This is a genomic window from Pusillimonas sp., assembly GCF_029263785.1.
Taxonomy (GTDB): Bacteria; Pseudomonadota; Gammaproteobacteria; order Burkholderiales; family Burkholderiaceae_B; genus Pusillimonas.
This window is the reverse complement of the sequence record NZ_JAJUFE010000008.1, coordinates 1-19396: the sequence shown is the minus strand read 5'-3', so window position 1 is coordinate 19396 and position 19396 is coordinate 1. Positions and strand designations below refer to the sequence as shown.

General features: G+C 58.2%; 15 protein-coding genes. 10 read left to right on the top strand and 5 right to left on the bottom strand.

Annotated elements, in window-relative coordinates:
- The first annotated feature begins 51 nt into the window (after positions 1-51).
- The gene (locus Q1J88_RS04030) at positions 52-627 is read left to right on the top strand and encodes a nitroreductase (protein ID WP_301116249.1); all 576 of its coding nucleotides are present in this window, start codon (positions 52-54) and stop codon (positions 625-627) included.
- Between the two features lie 93 nt (positions 628-720).
- Complete coding sequence (locus Q1J88_RS04025; RefSeq protein ID WP_301116247.1) at positions 721-2103, top strand: dihydrolipoyl dehydrogenase; 1383 nt, start codon at positions 721-723, stop codon at positions 2101-2103.
- Here Q1J88_RS04025 and Q1J88_RS04020 read toward each other — a convergent pair.
- From Q1J88_RS04020 to Q1J88_RS04000, 5 genes are all read right to left on the bottom strand, one after another.
- A complete protein-coding gene (locus Q1J88_RS04020) occupies positions 2100-2786 on the bottom strand; it encodes an SCO family protein (protein WP_301116244.1) in 687 nt (228 codons plus the stop codon). The genes Q1J88_RS04025 and Q1J88_RS04020 overlap by 4 nt on opposite strands.
- Positions 2787-2891: 105 nt before the next feature.
- Positions 2892-4955, bottom strand: a complete 2064-nt coding sequence (locus Q1J88_RS04015) for a M3 family metallopeptidase (RefSeq protein WP_301116242.1) — start codon at positions 4953-4955, stop codon at positions 2892-2894.
- Between the two features lie 6 nt (positions 4956-4961).
- The gene (gene folD, locus Q1J88_RS04010) at positions 4962-5831 is read right to left on the bottom strand and encodes a bifunctional methylenetetrahydrofolate dehydrogenase/methenyltetrahydrofolate cyclohydrolase FolD (RefSeq protein WP_301116240.1); all 870 of its coding nucleotides are present in this window, start codon (positions 5829-5831) and stop codon (positions 4962-4964) included.
- Positions 5828-6454 carry a response regulator transcription factor gene (locus Q1J88_RS04005; protein WP_301116238.1) on the bottom strand — a complete coding sequence of 209 codons (627 nt, stop codon included), beginning with the start codon at positions 6452-6454 and terminating at the stop codon, positions 5828-5830. The genes folD and Q1J88_RS04005 overlap by 4 nt, the downstream gene beginning before the upstream one ends.
- Positions 6451-8208 (bottom strand): PAS domain-containing sensor histidine kinase, encoded by a 1758-nt coding sequence (locus Q1J88_RS04000; protein ID WP_301116236.1) that lies wholly within the window; start codon positions 8206-8208, stop codon positions 6451-6453. Before Q1J88_RS04000 ends, Q1J88_RS04005 begins: the two co-directional genes overlap by 4 nt.
- Positions 8209-8508: 300 nt before the next feature.
- On the opposite strand from Q1J88_RS04000, the gene aceE reads away from it, so the two are divergent.
- From aceE to Q1J88_RS03960, 8 genes are all read left to right on the top strand, one after another.
- Positions 8509-11220: a pyruvate dehydrogenase (acetyl-transferring), homodimeric type gene (gene aceE, locus Q1J88_RS03995; protein ID WP_301116234.1), complete on the top strand. Its 2712-nt coding sequence runs from the start codon at positions 8509-8511 to the stop codon at positions 11218-11220.
- Positions 11221-11235: 15 nt separating this feature from the next.
- A complete protein-coding gene (gene aceF, locus Q1J88_RS03990; RefSeq protein WP_301116232.1) occupies positions 11236-12948 on the top strand; it encodes a dihydrolipoyllysine-residue acetyltransferase in 1713 nt (570 codons plus the stop codon).
- A 9-nt stretch (positions 12949-12957) separates the two neighbouring features.
- Positions 12958-14766, top strand: a complete 1809-nt coding sequence (gene lpdA / locus Q1J88_RS03985) for a dihydrolipoyl dehydrogenase (RefSeq protein WP_301116230.1) — start codon at positions 12958-12960, stop codon at positions 14764-14766.
- Between the two features lie 136 nt (positions 14767-14902).
- Positions 14903-16204, top strand: coding sequence for a bifunctional tetrahydrofolate synthase/dihydrofolate synthase (gene folC, locus Q1J88_RS03980; RefSeq protein ID WP_301116228.1), 1302 nt, complete (start codon positions 14903-14905; stop codon positions 16202-16204).
- Positions 16205-16252: 48 nt separating this feature from the next.
- A complete protein-coding gene (locus Q1J88_RS03975; RefSeq protein WP_301116226.1) occupies positions 16253-17077 on the top strand; it encodes an SPOR domain-containing protein in 825 nt (274 codons plus the stop codon).
- Positions 17074-17562: a CvpA family protein gene (locus tag Q1J88_RS03970; protein ID WP_301116224.1), complete on the top strand. Its 489-nt coding sequence runs from the start codon at positions 17074-17076 to the stop codon at positions 17560-17562. Before Q1J88_RS03975 ends, Q1J88_RS03970 begins: the two co-directional genes overlap by 4 nt.
- Positions 17563-17593: 31 nt before the next feature.
- On the top strand, positions 17594-19081 hold the full coding sequence (purF, locus tag Q1J88_RS03965; protein WP_301116222.1) for an amidophosphoribosyltransferase: 1488 nt from the start codon (positions 17594-17596) through the stop codon (positions 19079-19081).
- 153 nt (positions 19082-19234) lie between these two features.
- A partial coding sequence (locus Q1J88_RS03960) for an NAD(P)-binding protein (protein WP_301116302.1) occupies positions 19235-19396 on the top strand: 162 nt, incomplete at its 3' end.

Below are 19396 nucleotides of genomic sequence, written 5' to 3'. Positions count from 1 at the left end.
GTTATTCATTCGCCCTGGCGTTGCGCCTGGGCTCGTCTTAAAGGATTCACGATGTCTGTTCCACCCATCGACTATTTGTTTAACCGGCGTTCAGTCAAGTTTGTGCAGGCTCCAGGACCCACCGACGAGCATCTTTCCCAGATTCTTCAAGCCGGCATGTCGGCGCCGGATCACGGGCGGCTGCGGCCATGGCGGTTTACGCTGATCCGTGGTGACGCGGTACAGCGATGGGCCGACTTTGCCATCGGAGCCATCAAAAGGGCCGGCTTGCCGCTGACAACACAAAAAGAAGCGTCCACCCGTGATTGGCTTTCGAAAGTTCCCTTGCTGGTTGCCCTGGCGTGTCGCATGGACAGCAGTAATACCAAGATTCCCGAGGACGAGCGGCTGCTTGCCACCGGTGCTGCAGTAACCAATATGCTGAATGCTGCACATATGCTGGGTTATGGTGCATACTGGAGCACGGGCTTGGGCACATATGTCGATGAGGTACATGACGCCCTGGATTACGATGCCCTCGAGTACCGCTTCATGGGCTATCTTGCCATTGGCACGCCCATTGCTCCTTCCGATCCAATCGAGCGGCCCGATTACCGGGACTTCGTCAAGGAATGGACGGGGCTGTAAGGTCCGGGCGCCGAGACTTGCCAGGCTAACGTCAGTCTGAATCGCTCATGGGCCAGGCTGACGTCGCGAAACAGGCCATGTCACGGAGCCATAATGAAAACAATCGACACTGACGTAGTCATCATTGGTGCAGGTACAGCTGGATTGACTGCTTACCGGGCAGTCAAGGCCGCAGGTCGCAGGGTTCTGCTGATCGAAGGCGGTCCTTATGGCACCATGTGCGCGCGTGTCGGTTGCATGCCCTCCAAACTCCTGATTGCTGCGGCTAACGCTGCGCATGGTGCACGCCAGGCGGCAGCGTTCGGAGTTCGTATTGACGGCGCGATCAAGGTGGACGGAAAGCAGGTCATGGAACGCGTCAAACGCGAGCGTGACCGGTTTGTGGGGTTTGTACTTGAGACCGTCAACGCGATGCCAGCCGACGAAAAGTTACGCGGATGGGCGCGATTCACGTCAGACACCGTTCTGCAGGTAAACGACAGCGTCAGAATCAATACCGTGGCTACGGTCGTAGCCACCGGCTCAGCGCCTTTCATACCCCAGATGTACCGGTCTCTTGGTGACCGGCTTGTCGTCAACGACGACGTCTTTGCATGGGATGACCTCCCTTCTCGTGTGCTGGTGGTGGGCTCCGGACCCGTAGGGCTGGAGCTGGGCCAGGCCTTGTCTCGCCTGGGTGTAAGGGTGGTCGTGGTCGGGCGAAGTGAACTGCTTGGCGGCATCTCGGACCCAGTGGTTAATGCCAGTGCCCTGGCGGCGTTCCAATCCGAGTTTGACCTGCGGCTTGGCACCGACGTAGTCGAAGTGGTCAGGCATGGTGACGAAGTTGAAGCACGACTCAAGGACAAATCGGGGGTCGAAAGTTCGGATAGATACGATTACGTGCTGATGGCCGCCGGCAGGCCACCCGCGCTGAACGGCCTGCATCTGGATGCCACTTCTGCAAGCCTGGATGAAAAGGGGAGACCGCGCTTTGATTTTGCGACGCAGCAGGTGGTGGGAGCCCCCATATTCCTGGCAGGGGACGTCGACGGAACTCGTCCGTTACTGCATGAAGCGGCCGACGATGGTTACGTGGCCGGCGAGAACGCAGCCCGGTTTCCGGACGTCGAAGCCAAGACACGTCGGTCGCCATTGTCAATCGTGTTTACTTCGCCCCAGATTACCCATGTGGGGGCGTTTTATCGAGAGCTTCCCAAAAAAGTGGTCATCGGAAAGGCGGACTTTGAAAGCCAGGGAAGGTCACGCATCATCTTGCAGAATCGTGGCAAGCTGCGCGTGTACGCTGAACCTGGCAGCGGCAAGTTTCTGGGCGCTGAGATGGTTGGTCCGGCTGCTGAACATATCGGCCATTTGCTGGCCTGGGCACATCAGGCCGAGCTGACGATACGCCAGATGATACAAATGCCTTTTTATCATCCGGCCATCGAAGAGGGTGTTCGCACAGCCTTGGGCGATGCCCTGAAGCAGCTTTAACCCAGCAGTTCGCGTACGCTCTGGGCAAGGGATTCCATCGATTCGGAATCCGAAGCCAGGAAGCGGGCGCGGCCTTTTTGATCGAATATGTAAACTCCCCGTGCGTGGGTGACTTCGTAGTTATCTGGGTCGTCGGTGGCGGGAGCTTCAATCTGATAGGCCACACGGTATCGGCGAGCAACGTCGGCTATCTGCTTTTCGCTTCCGGTCAGGCCGATAGCGTGATCATTGAAGGCGCTGACGTAAGCGTTAAGGATTTCCGGGGTGTCGCGATGAGGGTCGACGCTGATAAAGACAATCTGTACCTCGTCGGCCCGGTCTCCAAGGCTTTCCACCACCATGGAAAGTTGGGCCATCGTGGTCGGGCAAATGTCAGGACAGCTTGCGTAGCCGAAGAAAAGAAGAACGACTTTGTTCCTGAGTGTTTCGTGAGTGACGGTCTTGCCGTTGGGGCCAATCAGGGAAAAGCGAAGATCTGGAAGGAAACCGCGGATGCGGTGAATGGAAGTTGTGGTGGCCTTGCCTGCAGTGCTCGGGGTGTCTGTGGCGACCTGTACCGCAGCGGCACCCGGCGCAGGGATGGCATCTGGCGTAGCGGCGGCAGGGGAGGCCAGCACTGGCTGAGCCAGGGCAGCGATTACAGTGCCCAGGGCCAGCGCTGCTGGGATGGAAAAACCGGACATTCGAAAAACCTTTTTCTGGTATGCCTGCTTGGACGGATTATAGGCTCGATAGGTTCCCCAGACGGAGCCTTCGAGCCTGAGCGCGGGTATTGACGCCGGAAGCGGTCAGGCCGGTTCGGCCACCATGCCGCTATGTCGCAGCAGTGCGTCCAACGATGCGTCACGACCTCGAAACGCCCGGAATGAGTCAGCTGCAGGTCGTGATCCGCCCACGGCCAGAATCTCGTCCCGGAAGCGCCTTCCGGTGGCGGCATCCAGCGTGTCGCCATCGGGGTTTTGAGCCGCCGCTTCCTCGAATGCGCTATACGCATCCGCCGAAAGAACTTCCGCCCATTTGTAGCTGTAGTAGCCGGCTCCATATCCGCCTGCGAACAGGTGGGAGAAATTATGGGGAAAGCGATGCCAGCTGGGAGGAAACACCACAGCAACTTCTTTGCGAACTTCGTTCAGTGTGTGCAGCACCTGCGCGATGGACAGACCGCCAGCCTGGTTATGAATGGCCATGTCGAACAAGGAAAATTCGATCTGTCGCACCATCTGCATGCCGCTCTGGAAGTTGCGTGCAGCCACCAGCTTGTCGTACAGCTTGCGAGGTAGTGGCTCGCCGGTGTCGACATGGGCCGACATGGACTGCACCACAGACCATTCCCAGCAAAAGTTCTCCATGAACTGCGAGGGTAGTTCGATGGCATCCCATTCAACGCTGGAAAAGGCCGAAGCGCCCGGATCATCGACGCGAGACAGCAAGGCGTGTAGCGCATGCCCACTTTCGTGAAACAGTGTGATTACATCGTCATGGGTGAGCAGTGCGGGTTTGCCGTTCTGTGGCGCAGTGAAGTTGCAGGTCAGATAGACGATGGGCTTTTGCAGATGCATGCCTATGCGACGCCGATTACGCTCGCTATCTACCCAGGCGCCGCCCTGCTTGCCCTGACGTGCGTAAAGATCGACAAGAAGATGCCCGATTGAGGTATTGTCTGCCAGAACCTCAAAGCATTTCACATCTTTATGCCAGGCGGATACTCCGGCCGGGCGAAACTGTACGTCGAACAGTTTTTCGGCAACCCGGAACAGGCCGCTTAGTACGCGCGGCTCGGTGAAATACTGCTTGATCTCGTCTTCTGAGTAGTCGTAGCGCGATTCTCGCAGCCGTTCCGAGTAAAAAGGCATGTCCCAAGGTTGCAGCTCGTCGAGGCCATACTCGTTTCGTGCGAACTCGCGCAACTGTTCAAGGTCGCGTTCTGCATACGGCTTGGCCTTGGCGGCCAGCCGGCGCAGAAATTCAAGCACTTCGCCGGCGCTTTTGGCCATGCGTGTCTGCAGGCGAAGCTCGGCAAAATCAGCGTAGCCCAGCAGCTTGGCCTTTCGTGCGCGCAGTGCCAGCAACTGCTCGATGAGCGGAGAGTTGTCGAGCGACGGGTCTCCGTGTTCTGACGCCAACGTGCCATAGGCGCGGTACATGGTTTCGCGAAGCGATCGATCGCGCGCATACTGCATTACCGGCAGATAACACGGCATCTTCAGATTGAGTACCCATCCTTCGAGACCGGCGTCTTTGGCTCGTTGGGCCGCTGCAGCACGCACGTCGTCGGGCAGGCCTTCGAGTCGGGCTTCATCTTCGACGTGGAGCGTCCATTTGTCCATCGAGTCCAGAACGTTTTCCGAGAAGCGTTGTGAAGCCTGAGCCTGCTGCTCGGATATTTCGGCATATTCTTCGCGAGCCTGACCTTCGAGCTCGACACCGCCAAGACGGAAGTCGCGCAGGGCAAGTTCGATGATGCGTTGGCGCACTGGTGGCAGCTGGGCGAACCCGGGTGCGCCGTGCAGCCGTTTGTACTGGGCGTACAGGCCCTTGTGCAGCCCGACCCAGGTAGAGAACTCGGTTACCTTGGGCAAGCATTTGTTGTAGGCTTCGCGCAGGGGTGGAGTGTCTGCGACCGCATTGAGGTGACCTGCAACAGACCAGGCTCGCCACAGGGGTTCTGTGCCGTCGTCGAGGGGATCGATGATGGCCTCCCAGGTGGCAGGCAGTGCGGGGTCGGCAGCCTGCTCGACGGCCGCACGCGCCTGTTCAATAAGGGTATTGATCGCCGGCTCGATGTGCGATGGCTCGATCGCGGCGTAGTCAATAAGGGAATCGATGGGTACTAATAATGGGTTTTGAGTCATTGTGCTTCAAGAAACGGCGTCATGCGCCTGTGCGGCACGCTCGGCCGCTTCTACGGTGTTGACCAGCAGCATGGCGATGGTCATGGGGCCGACGCCTCCGGGTACGGGCGTGATGGCACCCGCCACTTTACGAGCCGAGTCGAATTCGACATCGCCGGTCAGCTTGCCATCAGCCTTGCGGTTGATGCCAACATCAATCACAACTGCTCCCGGCTTGATCATGTCACCGGTAATCATGTCGGGGCGGCCGGTGGCCACCACCAGTACGTCGGCCCTGCGCGTGTGTGCAGCGAGGTCGCGGGTCTTGGAGTTGCACAGGGTGACCGTTGCACCCTTGGCAAGCATGAGCAAGGCCATGGGCTTGCCCACGATATTGCTCGCACCAACCACAACGGCCTCTGCCCCCCACAGGTCGATACTCTCGGACTCCAGCATCTTCATGATGCCGTAGGGAGTACACGGCTGGAACAGGGGTCTGCCTGTCATCAGCAGGCCGGCGTTGCTGATATGGAATCCGTCGACGTCTTTTTCGGCCGCGATTGCTTCGATGACCTGGGCGGCGTCCAGATGCTTCGGCAGCGGAAGCTGGACCAGAATACCGTGCACGGCAGCGTCTTCATTGAGCTGCTGCACCACATCGAGCAATTGCTTCTGGGTAATTCCGGCATCGAGCCGGATGACCTGAGAGTGAAGACCCGCCTTTTCACATGCGGCGGCCTTGTTTCGAACATATACCTGCGATGCAGGATCTTCGCCGACCAATACGACAGCAAGGCCAGGTACGATGCCACGTTCGCGAAGGGACTGAGCGCGTTTTGCGACATCGGCCTTGATGGAATCAGACAGCGCCTTGCCGTCGATAATGCGTGCGGTCATGCTTGTCCTTCGGTGTGCGTCAGCGCGATCTTCATGAGGTCGGCCACGGTAGTGACTTCGAGTTTTTCCATGATGTTGGCGCGGTGCGCTTCTACCGTTTTTATGCTGATGTTGAGGTCGCCGGCGATTTGCTTGTTGAGGCGTCCGGCCACAATGCGTTCAAGCACCTGCTGCTCGCGGGAGGTCAGGCGTCCCAGCACTGCCTGTTGGTTCCGTTTGGCCTGAGCTTGCGACGCACGTTCGTTGGCCTCTTGCAGCATGCGTGCGACGATGGCACGCAGATCGGTCTCGTTGAAAGGTTTCTCAAGAAAATCGATAGCGCCCTTCTTGATGGTAGAGACAGCCATGGGAACATCGCCGTGTCCCGTAATGAACACGATGGGCAGTGGTGCATTGCGGGCAATGAGCTCTTCTTGCAGCTCGAGTCCGCTCATGCCGGGCATGCGCACATCGACGATCAGGATGCCAATCTGGTCGGGGTCGTAGGCTTCGAGAAAGTCTTCTGCACTGCCGAAGCTCTTGACGCGGTAGCCGTTGGCTTCGAGCAGCCAGCGCAAGGAATCGCGCACCGCTTCATCGTCGTCAACGATAAAAACAGTGTTCGGTTCTTCGGTAGTAGTCATGCGTGCAACTCCTGGGGATTCTCTGATTGATTGGGGACTTCCGGTGCCGCGAAGGGCAGGGTGAATCGAAAAATCGTACCACCTTCCGGATTGGCTGAGGCCCATAAACGACCGTGATGCGATTCGATGATGGTCCGGCAGATGTTTAGCCCCATGCCCAGACCTTCGGACTTGGTGCTATAGAAAGGCTCGAACAGGCGCTCCGGATCGCGCAGACCGTGTCCGCGGTCGATGACGGCGATTTCGACAAGCGGTGCTTGTTCGGTAACACGAACATGCAAGCTGCGGTAATCGCTGTGCTCCATCGCTTCAACCCCGTTCTTAAGAAGGTTGAGCAATACCTGTTCAATCAGAATGGGGTCTGCCAGGACGGTTGGGTCGTCGGGAGGCAGTTCGCGGATGATCTCGACCTGGCGTTTGCGCGCGTCAATTTCGGCAAATGCGATTGCGTTGTCCAATATGCGCGAAATGGGCACCTTTTGGCGACGCGGCTCGCTGCGTTTGACGAACTCACGGATCCGGCTGATGATCTTGCCTGCCCGCTCGGCCTGGGCCGCTGCTTTTTCAAGCGCCTCGAGCAACTGTTCGGGCTTGGGGTTGCCGGCCTTTAGCATCGCCACGGCGCCCATGCTGTAGTTGCTGATGGCAGTCAGTGGCTGATTGAGCTCATGCGCCAGCGACGATGCCATCTCGCCCATGGTGGTGAGGCGGCTGGTGAGCTGGATCTTTTCTTGCTGCACGCGCGAGGCTTCTTCATGTGTACGGCGTTCTGTAATGTCGCGGGCAACCTGAAGGCGAACTCGGCGACCGTCGGTCCAGGCGAGCATCCGGTGATGCACTTCGAACCAGCGCTGAGCCGAATTCGAAAACGTTTCGACGGTTTCATCTGTAAAGCGGCCAAGCCGACCGCCCAGAAGTTCGGCGTGACCATTGGATTGAGCGCCGAAGAACCGCCGGTAGGTGCGGTTGGCAAACAGCAATTCGAGTCCCTCGGGCGTGTCGGCCACCACCGAGATGGCGTCGTCCAGACCTTCAAGCACTGTCATGAAACGTTCGTGGGCGGCGGTAAGGGCTTCGCGGATACGCTTGGGCTCGGTGATGTCGGTCATGGAGGTCATCCAGCCGATCTGCTCGCCGTTGGGGTCGCGCAGAGGCGACACATACATGCGGGCGGTAAATCGGGATCCATCGCGCCGCTGCGCTTCGACTTCCAGCCCGCTGCTGGGTGTGCGACCGGACAGCAGCAGGTCGAGCGTTTCCTGGTGGTAGGCGTGGCGACCGGGTATCCAGTAAGGGAATGGGGTGGTTCGACCGATCAGGTCGGCTTCGTTCCAGCCTATCATGCGGCAGAACGCCGGATTCACATATGCAATGCGTCCTTGCATGTCGAAAACCCGCATTCCAGTAGACATGGAGTTTTCCATGGCACGCCGGAATCCGGTTTCCGCGATAAGGGCTGCCTCGGCGCGGGAACGGAATCGCGTGTATCGCCAAAGTGCGAGTAAGCTGAGGATTATGAGGCAGGAAAGCGCAACCACCACCATCATCAGACGCTGCTGGCGCGTTTCTTGATCGATGGTGATGAACATGACGCTGTCGCTTTGCAGGCGTTGCAGCCAAATGAAGGCGCCCATGACCAGCAAATACAGTACAAGCACGATGACGGGCGTCAACCAGTACAGACCGCGGCGCGCGCCTTTTGCCTGGTCGTAGAACGTAGTCGGAATGAGAGACTTTCGAGAAGGGCTGGCCATCGTGTGTCTATTTTAAACAAATAGGAGAATCCTGCGGCATCGGCAGCCTTTTTATGCTGCTTGCGTCGAGTTCCAACCGTTCAGTTTTCCGTCAATATTTCACATTATAAAATCAAATGCCATAAAGTGAAATTTTACTTGCCCTTATTGTGGCTCTTTCCTAGAATGAATTGATCCGGCCGCCGTGTTCAGGAGTTTCCGAGACAGTGGCCGCCGCAGCTTAGCGGCGCTGGCCTCAAATGTGTTACCACGCGCCAACCCGTTTGGTCCGTGATTTTTAATATCTTATTGGAGACATTCATGTCCTCTCTTGATCAAGCCGGTGCGTTGGCAACAGTTGCCAACGATGATCCCGAAGTCCAGGAGTGGCTCGAGGCGCTCGAGGCCGTACTCGAAAACGAGGGACCCGAGCGCGCCCACTTTCTGCTGGAGCGGCTGATTGACCTGGCTCGCCGGTCAGGCGCACGAATTCCATTTTCGGCCAACACGGCGTATGTCAATACGATTCCGCCCGGCCTGGAAGCACCTCATCCCGGTAACCTGGCGCTCGAAGAGCGTATCCGCTCGTATATTCGCTGGAACGCCATGGCCATGGTGGTCAAGGCCAATAAGCACAATCCGCCTGACGGTGGGGATCTGGGCGGCCACATCGCCTCGTTCGCGTCCCTGGCAACCATGATCGGTTGCGGACAGAATCACTTCTGGCATGCCGAGACCGAAGACCACGGCGGCGACCTCGTCTACTTCCAGGGTCATACTTCTCCCGGTATGTACGGACGCGCCTACCTTGAAGGGCGCCTTACCGAAGAGCAGCTCGACAATTTCCGTCAGGAAGTTGGCGGCAATGGCTTGTCGTCTTACCCGCATCCCAAGCTGATGCCCGACTTCTGGCAGTTCCCGACGGTGTCGATGGGTCTGGGTCCGATCATGGCCATTTATCAGGCTCGTTTCCTTAAATACCTGCATGCGCGCGGCATTGCCGACACCAGCAACCGCAAGGTCTGGGTGTTCTGTGGCGACGGCGAGATGGATGAGCCCGAATCAATGGGCGCCATCAGTCTTGCCGCCCGCGAAAAGCTCGACAACCTGATTTTCGTCGTCAATTGCAACCTGCAACGCCTTGATGGCCCGGTTCGCGGCAACGGCAAAATCATCCAGGAGCTCGAGGGCGATTTCCGTGGCAGTGGCTGGAACGTCATCAAGCTGATCTGGGGGGGTTACTGGGATCCGCTTCTGGCGCGCGACAAAGAAGGCATCCTTCGTAAAATCATGGAGGAATCCGTCGACGGCGAGTACCAGGCATACAAAGCACACGACGGCGCCTACGTACGCAAGCACTTTTTCGGCAAGCATCCCAAGTTGCTGGAAATGGTCAGCAAGATGAGCGACGAGGCCATCTGGCGCCTGAACCGCGGCGGCCATGACCCTCACAAGGTTTATGCTGCCTTCCACGAGGCAGTCAATCACAAGGGTCAGCCCACGGTCATTCTGGCCAAGACCATCAAGGGTTACGGCATGGGCCATGTCGGCCAGGCCAAGAACCCCACCCACCAGCAGAAAAAACTGGACATGGAGGCGGTGCGAGAGTTCCGCGACCGCTTCAATATTCCCATTCCCGACGACAAGCTCGAAGAGCTGCCTTACTTCAAGCCTGCCGACGACTCGTTGGAAATGAAGTATTTGCATGAACGTCGTAAAGCACTGGGTGGTTACCTGCCTTCGCGTCGTGCGAAGTCCGACGAACAGTTCAAGGCGCCCGATCTCGAGGTATTCAAGGCGGTACTTGAGCCGACGCCCGAGGGGCGAGAAATCTCGACCACACAGGCATTCGTCCGCATCATCAACCAGATACTGCGCGATAAAGAGTTGGGCCCGCGTGTGGTTCCGATACTGGCTGACGAGTCCCGTACGTTCGGGATGGAGGGCCTGTTCCGCCAGATCGGCATTTACGCACCCGAAGGTCAGAAGTACGTACCGGTCGACAAGGACCAGGTCATGTACTACAAAGAGTCGCGCGACGGTCAATTGCTGCAAGAGGGCATCAACGAGGCCGGTGCGTTCAGCTCCTGGATTGCTGCGGCTACGTCGTACTCCAGTAACAACCGCATCATGATTCCGTTTTACATCTATTACTCGATGTTCGGATTCCAGCGGATTGGCGATCTGGCCTGGGCCGCCGGCGACATGCAGGCACGCGGCTTCTTGCTGGGCGGCACTGCCGGGCGCACAACACTGAATGGCGAAGGGCTGCAGCACGGCGACGGCCATAGCCATATCATGTCGGCGCTCATTCCCAACTGCATTTCCTACGATCCCACATACGCGCACGAGTTGGCCGTGATCATTCAGGATGGCTTGCGGCGCATGATCCAGAATCAGGAAAACGTCTTCTACTACATCACGGTGATGAACGAAAATTACGCTCATCCCGGCCTGACGAAGGGTGACGAAGAAGGCATTCTCAAGGGCATGTACAAGCTGAGTTCTACCGGCAAGGCCAAGAACAAGCTGCATGTTCAATTGATGGGATCGGGCACCATTTTGCGCGAAGTCCAGGCGGCACAAGACCTGCTCGAGAAAGACTGGGGCGTCTCCTCCGACCTGTGGAGCGTCACCAGCTTTACCGAGCTGCGTCGTGACGGCCTCGATTGCGAACGTTACCGCTTGTTGAATCCGGGCGACACCAAGGCTCCCGAGCCTTATGTCAAGCGCATGCTGAAAGACACGGCTGGTCCAATTGTTGTCTCCACCGACTATGTCAAGCTGTTCGGTGACCAGATCCGTCCGTTCCTGCCCGAAGGCAGACGTCTGGCGGTACTGGGCACAGATGGCTTTGGCCGCTCTGACTTCCGCTATCGCTTGCGCGAACACTTCGAGATAGACCGTCATTTCGTTGTTCTGGCCGCGCTGCGCTCGCTGGCGGACGAGGGTGCAATACCGGTCTCCAAGGTGGCAGATGCGATCAAGAAGTACGGCATCAACCCCAATAAAGCCAATCCCCATCACGCCTGATCGGAGACAGTCGCAATGAGTCAACTAGAAATCAAGATTCCCGATATCGGCGATTTCTCCGAGGTCGATGTCATCGAGGTGCTGGTCGCTGAAGGAGACTCCGTGAAGGCCGAGCAAAGCCTGATCACGGTTGAATCCGATAAGGCCTCCATGGAAATTCCGTCGCCGGCATCAGGTACCGTCAAGGCCCTGAAGGTAAAGGTGGGAGACAAGGTGCGCGAAGGCTCTGTCATACTTGAGCTCGAAGAGGCCGCGGGTGCGCCGGCCGCTACAGCAGAACAGCCCGAGGATGCAGCTGAACAGGGCAAGACCGAATCAGCGTCCGGGCCCGCGACACCAGATTCATCGCCAAAAGCAGAGGCCGCAACGTCCGAAGGCAAAAAGGCCGCGGCAGCAGCCGAAGCTGTTTCTGTTGTCGTTCCGGACATTGGCGATTTCAAGGACGTCGAAGTCATTGAAATTCTGGTGTCCGAAGGTGATGCCGTCAAAGCAGAGCAAAGCCTGATCACGGTTGAGTCCGACAAGGCTTCCATGGAGATCCCGTCCTCGCATGCCGGCGTCGTCAAACGCTTGTCGGTCAAGGTGGGCGACAAGGTGGGTCAGGGTAGCGAGATTCTTGTTCTTGAAGCCGCTGGTAGGCAAGACACTGAATCGCCTGCTGAATCGGCCGAACAGCCGAAGGCCCACGAGCCGGCGGCGTCGCAACCCGCGGCGGCTGCAGCTTCTTTCACGAGCGGCGAAGCCGGCGAGATGGCTTCTCGGCCCGTCGAGCGCACTTCACCAACCCAAGATTACGGTAAGGATCTGCCGCTGAACAAGCTGCCTTATGCATCGCCCTCGGTGCGCAAATTCGCGCGCGAATTGGGCGTTGACCTGACGCGCGTCAAAGGTAGCGCTCCAAAGGGCCGCATTACCTTTGACGATGTACGCAGCTTCGTCAAGCAAGCTCTGTCTGCTGCGCCGTCCGGCGCTACTGCAACGGCAGCCGGCGGTGGACTTTCTGTCATCGACTGGCCGAAGGTCGATTTCTCCAGGTTTGGCCCTGTCGAAGCCAAGCCGCTGTCGCGCATCAAAAAGATTTCGGGTGCCAATCTGCATCGCAACTGGGTAATGATTCCCCACGTTACGAATAACGATCAGGCGGACATCACCGAGCTTGAAGCCTTGCGCGTGCAGCTCAACACCGAGAACCAGAAGTCGGGCATCAAGGTCACCATGCTGGCCTTCCTGATCAAGGCCGTGGTGGCCGCGCTCAAGAAGTTCCCCGAGTTCAATGCGTCGTTGGACGGTGACGAACTGATCTACAAGCAGTACTACCACATCGGTTTTGCCGCCGACACGCCCAACGGTCTTGTGGTGCCGGTAATCCGTGACGCCGACAAGAAAGGCGTGCTTGAACTGGCAAAGGAAACCTCCGAGCTCGCGGCCAAGGCGCGTGAGGGCAAGCTTTCTCCCGCGCAGATGCAGGGAGGTTGCTTCTCGATTTCGTCTTTGGGCGGCATTGGCGGCACGTCATTTACACCGATCATCAATGCTCCCGAAGTGGCGATCCTGGGTGTTTCCCGCTCAGCTCATGTGCCAGTGTGGGATGGCCAGGCATTTCAACCTCGTCTGATGCTTCCCCTGTCGTTGTCGTACGACCATCGTGTCATTGATGGTGCGGCGGCAGCGCGGTTCAACGCATATCTGGCTTCCTTGCTGGCCGATTTTCGTCGCATTGCTTTATAAGGGACACGCATGAGCACAACTGAACTCAAAGTGCCCGATATTGGCGATTTCGACAAGGTCGATGTCATCGAGGTGCTGGTAGCAGTCGGAGACACCATCAAGGCAGAGCAAAGCCTGGTCACCGTCGAGTCTGATAAGGCTTCCATGGAAATTCCGGCGGAGCAGGGCGGCGTCGTGGCCGAGGTTTTGGTCAAGGTGGGAGACAAGGTCGCGCAGGGCGACGCCTTGGTACGGATCGAGGCTTCCGAGGCCGAAGCGGCGGAAGCGTCGTCCACTGACGGCGCAGCGCCACAGGCGGCAGCGGCGTCGGCTTCTTCGGCTCAGCAAGACACATCCGCTCCAGAACGCGAGTCAGCGGCTGATGGTGCCGTGGCTGCCCAGGCGGCAAGCTACTCTGGCCCGGCGGACGACGAAGTGGATGTCGTAGTGCTGGGCGCCGGGCCGGGCGGGTATTCGGCCGCGTTCCGGGCTGCCGACCTTGGGCTGAAGGTGGCGCTGATCGAGCGCTATTCCACACTGGGTGGTGTGTGCCTTAACGTCGGATGCATCCCGTCGAAGGCGTTGCTGCACACAGTGGGCGTTGCCGAAGCGGCGCAATCGCTGGCCGCACACGGTATTTCGTTCGGCGCTCCTTCTATTGATCTGGATGCATTGCGCGGCTACAAGGACAGTGTCATCGGCAAGCTGACGACCGGTCTGGCGGGCATGGCAAAAATGCGCAAGGTGGCCGTGGTGACGGGAGTAGGCCGTTTCGCGGACCCCCATCACATCACGGTTACGGGTGACGACGGATCGACCCGCAGCATAAAGTTTGCGTCGGCCATCATCGCCGCGGGCAGCCAGTCGGTAAAGCTTCCGTTCCTGCCCGATGACGACCGCATTGTCGATTCGACCGGTGCGCTTGAACTCAAGTCCATTCCGTCGAAGATGCTGATTATTGGCGGTGGCATCATCGGCCTTGAAATGGGAACCGTGTACTCGGCCCTGGGTGCCCGCCTTGACGTCGTGGAAATGCAGGGCGGTCTGATGCTGGGTGCCGATCGTGATCTGGTCAAGGTCTGGCAGAAAATGAACGAAAAGCGGTTTGATCGCATCATGGTCAATACCAAAACCGTTTCAGCCGAAGCCAGGGATGACGGTATCTGGGTCAGCTTCGAAGGCGACAACGCTCCATCAGAGCCGCAGCGCTACGACCTTGTTCTACAGGCGGTCGGGCGCTCACCCAACGGCAAGAACATTGATGCCGACAAGGCCGGCGTCCACGTCAGTGACCGGGGCTTCATCGAGGTCGACTCGCAGATGCGTACGAACATCCCTCATATTTACGCCATTGGTGATATCGTCGGCCAGCCGATGCTTGCACACAAGGCAGTACACGAAGGCCATGTTGCTGCCGAAGTAATCGCTGGCCAGAAAAGCTTTTTCGACGCGCGTGTCATTCCTTCGGTGGCGTACACCGATCCGGAAGTCGCCTGGGTTGGCCTGACCGAAGAACAAGCCAAGGCAGAGGGAATAAAGGTCGAGAAAGGCTTGTTCCCCTGGGCTGCTTCTGGCCGGGCTATTGCCAATGGACGCGACGAAGGCTTTACCAAGCTGCTGTTCGATGCTGAAACGCACCGCATCGTCGGAGGTGGTATCGTAGGAACCCATGCCGGCGATCTCGTTGGCGAAATCGCCCTGGCAATCGAAATGTGCGCCGACGCGGTGGATATCGGCAAGACTATCCATCCGCATCCTACCCTGGGCGAATCCATAGGAATGGCTGCGGAGGCGTTCGAAGGGGTCTGTACCGATCTTCCCCCCGTGCGACGCAAATAGCTTCCCTTACGCCGCTGCTTTGCCGCCGGCGTCTACAATGGGTCGTTTGCCGCTTGTGCAGGCAGCCGGCCCATTGGGCGCCGGCTTTTTGCCGTCTTGACGTTTCAAGACCTTGTTCCAATTCTCTGTTTGTATCATGGCTACTTCATTCTCCGGCGATCGCGACAACCTTGACCAATGGCTCGCTCATCTTGAAACCTTGCATCCCAAAGCCATCGACATGGGGCTGGAGCGAATCCGTGAAGTCGCCAGGCGCCTGGATTTGAAGCTTCCATTTGTCCGGGTCGTTGTGGCAGGTACTAACGGAAAGGGCTCGACATGTGCAATGCTTGAAGCCATTTTGTTGTCGGCCGGCTACCGGGTCGGCCTGTATACGTCGCCACATCTGGTTCACTTCAACGAACGCATCCGGGTCAATGGCGAGGCGGCTCACGATGCACAGATCATCGAGCAGTTCGAGCGAATCGAGGCAACGCGTGGCGAAATCAGCCTCAGCTATTTCGAGTTCGCAACCTTGGCGGCTTTGTTGCTGTTCGATGCGTCACGCCTGGACGTAGCGATACTTGAAGTCGGTCTTGGCGGGCGTCTGGACGCCGTCAATATTGTCGATGCTGATGCCTCCGTTGTCACGAGTATCGACATTGATCACACTGAATGGCTGGGTGACACCCGCGAAAAGATCGGTTTCGAAAAGGCCCACGTATTTCGTCCTGGATGTCCGGCAATCTGTGCCGATCCCGTTCCCCCGGAGTCGGTCAAGCAATATGCGCAAGACATCGGCGCCGATCTGTGGTGTTTCGGTAAAGATTTCAATTATTCGGGTGATCGGCAACAGTGGGCATATGGGGGAAGAGGGCAGCGCCGCACAGGTCTGGCGTACCCGGCCTTGCGGGGCGCCAACCAACTCATTAATGCCAGCGCGGCGCTGGCAGTACTTGAAGCCTTGCGTGACAAGCTCGTCGTGCCACAGCAGGCGGTAAGGCTGGGATTGCTTCAGGTGTCGTTGCCCGGTCGTATGCAGATCCTGCCCGGCAAACCGGCCATCGTGCTGGACGTCGCACACAATCCGCACGCGGCGGCGGCGTTGGCCCAAAACCTGAATGGCATGGCCTACTACCCGTACACTCACGCCGTGGTGGGGCTGCTGAAAGACAAGGATGCGAAAGAAGTGCTGGCCAAGCTGGCACCGCGCGTTGATCATTGGTATTGCGCGACCCTCGACGGCCCACGCGGGGCGCCGGCCCACGAAATAGCCGAAATCGTAAGAGAAGTTCTTCCGGCCAATCCAATCGAGCCCATAACCGTGACAACTTTTGACAATCCGGTTCAAGCCTTCGAAAAGGCACAAGAGAGGGCATCCGAGGATGATAGAATTCTTGTGTTCGGCTCGTTCTCGACGGTGGGGCCCATCCTTCAGAAGCTCGGGCGCACGGTCTAACCATGTTGTCGTCACCCTCTCGCGGTGATGGCCAAGGGTCTTTTCAAAATGGGATTGTTCTCTCGCAAAGAGGCTGATTCAGGCAAATCGCGTACATCCGGCACACGTCGATCAGCGTCACCAAGTGAAGCGTACGCGGACGATCTTCGGGGTCGAGCCAGGCGCCGCCTCATTGGCGCATTGGCGTTGGTGGTGGCTGCCGTCATCGTCGTACCGGCACTTATCGATTCCGAACCAGACCAGCCCGCCGAAACACCCATTGTGGTGCCGGCGGTTCCGCCCATTCCCGATCCCTCGATCGCCATCACCGAGCCGGTGCCTGCCGACTCCACGGGGTCTTCCGCCACCAGCGGCACGCTTAGCGTCGACACTCCAGCCCTGCCTGTAACCGAAAACACGCCAGCCGAGTCAACTCCGCTGGCATCTTCTGACGCTTCAGCGGCTACGCCAACTGAATCGCCCAGGCCCGAAACCAAGCCCGAACCCAAACCCGAACCCAAACCCGAACCCAAGCCCGACCCAAAGCCTGGCTCCGGCGAAACCAAGAGCTCGTCGAATGACCGCACAGATGATGGTTCGGTTGCGATTGCCTTGCTGGAAGGGCGTCAGCCTGCCTCGCCGCCACCCGCCGCAGCGCGTGGCAATTTCGTCGTGCAGATTGCGGCGTATACCTCGCGCAAGGACGCAGAAGCCCGTCGCGATAGCCTGGTCTCTGCAGGCGTTACCAACGCCTATGTAGAGACGGCCAATCCCGACGGCAAAACGACCTATCGTCTGCGGGTGGGCCCGTTCCCCACGCGTGAAGCCGCCCAAGCGGCCCAGACCCGCTTGCGCTCGCTTGACTACACTTCAAGTTTCATTGCTACCCAGTGACAAGCTTCGATTACATCGTGCTGGCCATTGTGGGAGCATCCGCACTTCTTGGCCTGTTGCGGGGTTTCGTCAAAGAGCTGCTTTCACTTGTGGCCTATGCCGCCGCATTTGTCGCGGCCATCTGGTGGGGACCCAGGGTTTCCATCTGGCTGAATGTTTTTATCGAGAACGACCTGCTGCGTACAGCTGCCGCTTATGCGGCCGTGTTCATAGTCATTCTTCTTCTGGTGGGGCTGCTTAACATCACCTTGGGCACGCTCATCGACAAAACCGGTCTGACGCCTGCCGATCACGGGATGGGAGCGATCTTCGGATTCTTGCGCGGCATGTTGATCGTGCTGGTTCTGGTTGCCCTGGCCGGCTATACCGATCTGCCGCAAGAACCATGGTGGCGTGAGGCGCGCCTGTCGGGTGCTGCCGAGCAAGGCATACAGCAGATCAAGCAACTGCTGCCTCCCTCACTTGCCTCGTGGTTGCCGTACTGATTGCCTTAATAGCTTTAACAGGAAGCTGAAAATGTGTGGAATCGTTGGGATAGCTGGCCGCAATCCCGTTAATCAGGTCATTTACGACAGTCTGCTGCTTTTGCAGCATCGCGGCCAGGACGCTGCCGGGATCGCAACCGAACACGACCTGCTCTTTAGCATGTACAAGGCGCACGGATTGGTGCGCGACGTCTTCCGGACACGCAATATGCGCAGCCTGGTGGGCAACAGTGGATTGGGGCAGGTACGCTACCCTACAGCCGGATCCAGCGACAGTGTCGACGAGGCACAGCCCTTCTATGTCAACGCCCCGTTTGGCATCACCTTTGTGCACAACGGGAATCTCACCAATTGGCGCGAACTGCGCGAAGAGCTCTTCCGGATTGACCGCCGCCATATCAACACCAACTCCGACTCTGAAGTTCTGCTCAATATTTTTGCGCATGAGCTGCAGCAGGCGGCCAGCGGTGTGTCACTGGACGAAAACTCCATCTTTCAGGCGATCGCCGCTGTCCATAAACGGGCGCGTGGTGCATACGCGGTCATAGCGCAGATTTCCAGCTTCGGCATGGTGGCGTTTCGAGACCCGCATGGGATCAGGCCACTGTGTCTGGGCAAGCTGGATACCCCTCAGGGCACGGAATGGATGGTTGCCTCCGAGTCTGTGGCCTTGACCGGCTGCGGCTACTCGTTTGTGCGCGACATCGAACCCGGTGAGGCGCTGCTGATCGACCTTGATGGCAATGTAAGCAGCCGCCAATGTGCCCAATCCACGCTTTTTACACCTTGCGTCTTCGAGTACGTGTATTTTGCGCGGCCGGATTCGCTGATGGATGGTGTATCCATTTATTCTGCGCGGCTCAACATGGGTGAGTATCTGGCCAATAACGTGGCCAAATCGCTTCGGCTTGGCGATATCGACGTTGTCATGCCGATCCCTGATTCCTCGCGGCCCTCAGCGATGCAGCTCGCGGCTCACCTGGGTCTGAATTATCGAGAAGGCTTCATCAAGAATCGTTATGTCGGCCGCACATTCATTATGCCCGGCCAAGCCGTACGCAAGAAGTCGGTGCGTCAGAAGCTCAGTGCAATCGACATGGAGTTTCGGGGCAAGAATGTGCTGCTGGTGGACGACTCCATCGTTCGCGGCACCACCAGCCGGCAGATTGTAGACATGGCGCGCGAGGCAGGAGCCAACAAGGTCTATTTTGCGTCGGCGGCACCGCCGGTAAGGTTCCCCAATGTGTACGGTATCGACATGCCGACACAATCCGAGTTGATCGCGACGGGCCGCAGTACCGAACAGGTGGCCCAGGAGATCGGTGCCGACGGATTGGTGTATCAGCGCCTGGCAGATCTCGAGCAGTCCATCCGGGATCTCAATCCCGCAATGACCCAGTTCGAATCCTCTTGCTTTAATGGAGAGTACGTGACGGGCGACATTGACGCCGCGTACCTGGCTCGACTGAGCCAGACCAGGGGTGCAGCCGCCACCGTCGCGGCCACCAACGAAGACTAGTCTTCAAGGCGGGCGTGCAGTCTCGCGTCCGCCAGAAATTCCAGTGCATTGTCCGATTTTCGTTGACACCGTTCGCTCATTGATGTTCAATATTGTTCTTAATGTTAAAATTTGAACGAAACATATCAGCGATATCCTCATAAGGAAACAATGATGAGCACACCTTTGATTGGTATCTGTGGCGGTGGAATTGGCGGGCTGGCGGCGGCTATTGCCCTGAACAAGCTGGGACAGCGCGTCGTCGTGTTTGAACAGGCGCCCCAGTTTGCGCGGGTCGGTGCCGACATCAACCTTACTCCCAACGCCGTGCGTGCG

Bases quoted from the DNA above. Each gene is read 5' to 3' on its own strand.
- lpdA (WP_301116230.1), top strand. From the start codon at position 12,958: ATGAGCACAACTGAACTCAAAGTGCCCGATATTGGCGATTTCGACAAG.
- aceE (WP_301116234.1), top strand. From the start codon at position 8,509: ATGTCCTCTCTTGATCAAGCCGGTGCGTTGGCAACAGTTGCCAACGAT.
- Q1J88_RS04000 (WP_301116236.1), bottom strand. From the start codon at position 8,208: ATGGCCAGCCCTTCTCGAAAGTCTCTCATTCCGACTACGTTCTACGAC.
- Q1J88_RS03975 (WP_301116226.1), top strand. From the start codon at position 16,253: ATGGGATTGTTCTCTCGCAAAGAGGCTGATTCAGGCAAATCGCGTACA.
- aceF (WP_301116232.1), top strand. From the start codon at position 11,236: ATGAGTCAACTAGAAATCAAGATTCCCGATATCGGCGATTTCTCCGAG.
- Q1J88_RS04015 (WP_301116242.1), bottom strand. From the start codon at position 4,955: ATGACTCAAAACCCATTATTAGTACCCATCGATTCCCTTATTGACTAC.
- folC (WP_301116228.1), top strand. From the start codon at position 14,903: ATGGCTACTTCATTCTCCGGCGATCGCGACAACCTTGACCAATGGCTC.
- Q1J88_RS04020 (WP_301116244.1), bottom strand. From the start codon at position 2,786: ATGTCCGGTTTTTCCATCCCAGCAGCGCTGGCCCTGGGCACTGTAATC.
- purF (WP_301116222.1), top strand. From the start codon at position 17,594: ATGTGTGGAATCGTTGGGATAGCTGGCCGCAATCCCGTTAATCAGGTC.
- Q1J88_RS04005 (WP_301116238.1), bottom strand. From the start codon at position 6,454: ATGACTACTACCGAAGAACCGAACACTGTTTTTATCGTTGACGACGAT.
- Q1J88_RS04030 (WP_301116249.1), top strand. From the start codon at position 52: ATGTCTGTTCCACCCATCGACTATTTGTTTAACCGGCGTTCAGTCAAG.
- folD (WP_301116240.1), bottom strand. From the start codon at position 5,831: ATGACCGCACGCATTATCGACGGCAAGGCGCTGTCTGATTCCATCAAG.
- Q1J88_RS04025 (WP_301116247.1), top strand. From the start codon at position 721: ATGAAAACAATCGACACTGACGTAGTCATCATTGGTGCAGGTACAGCT.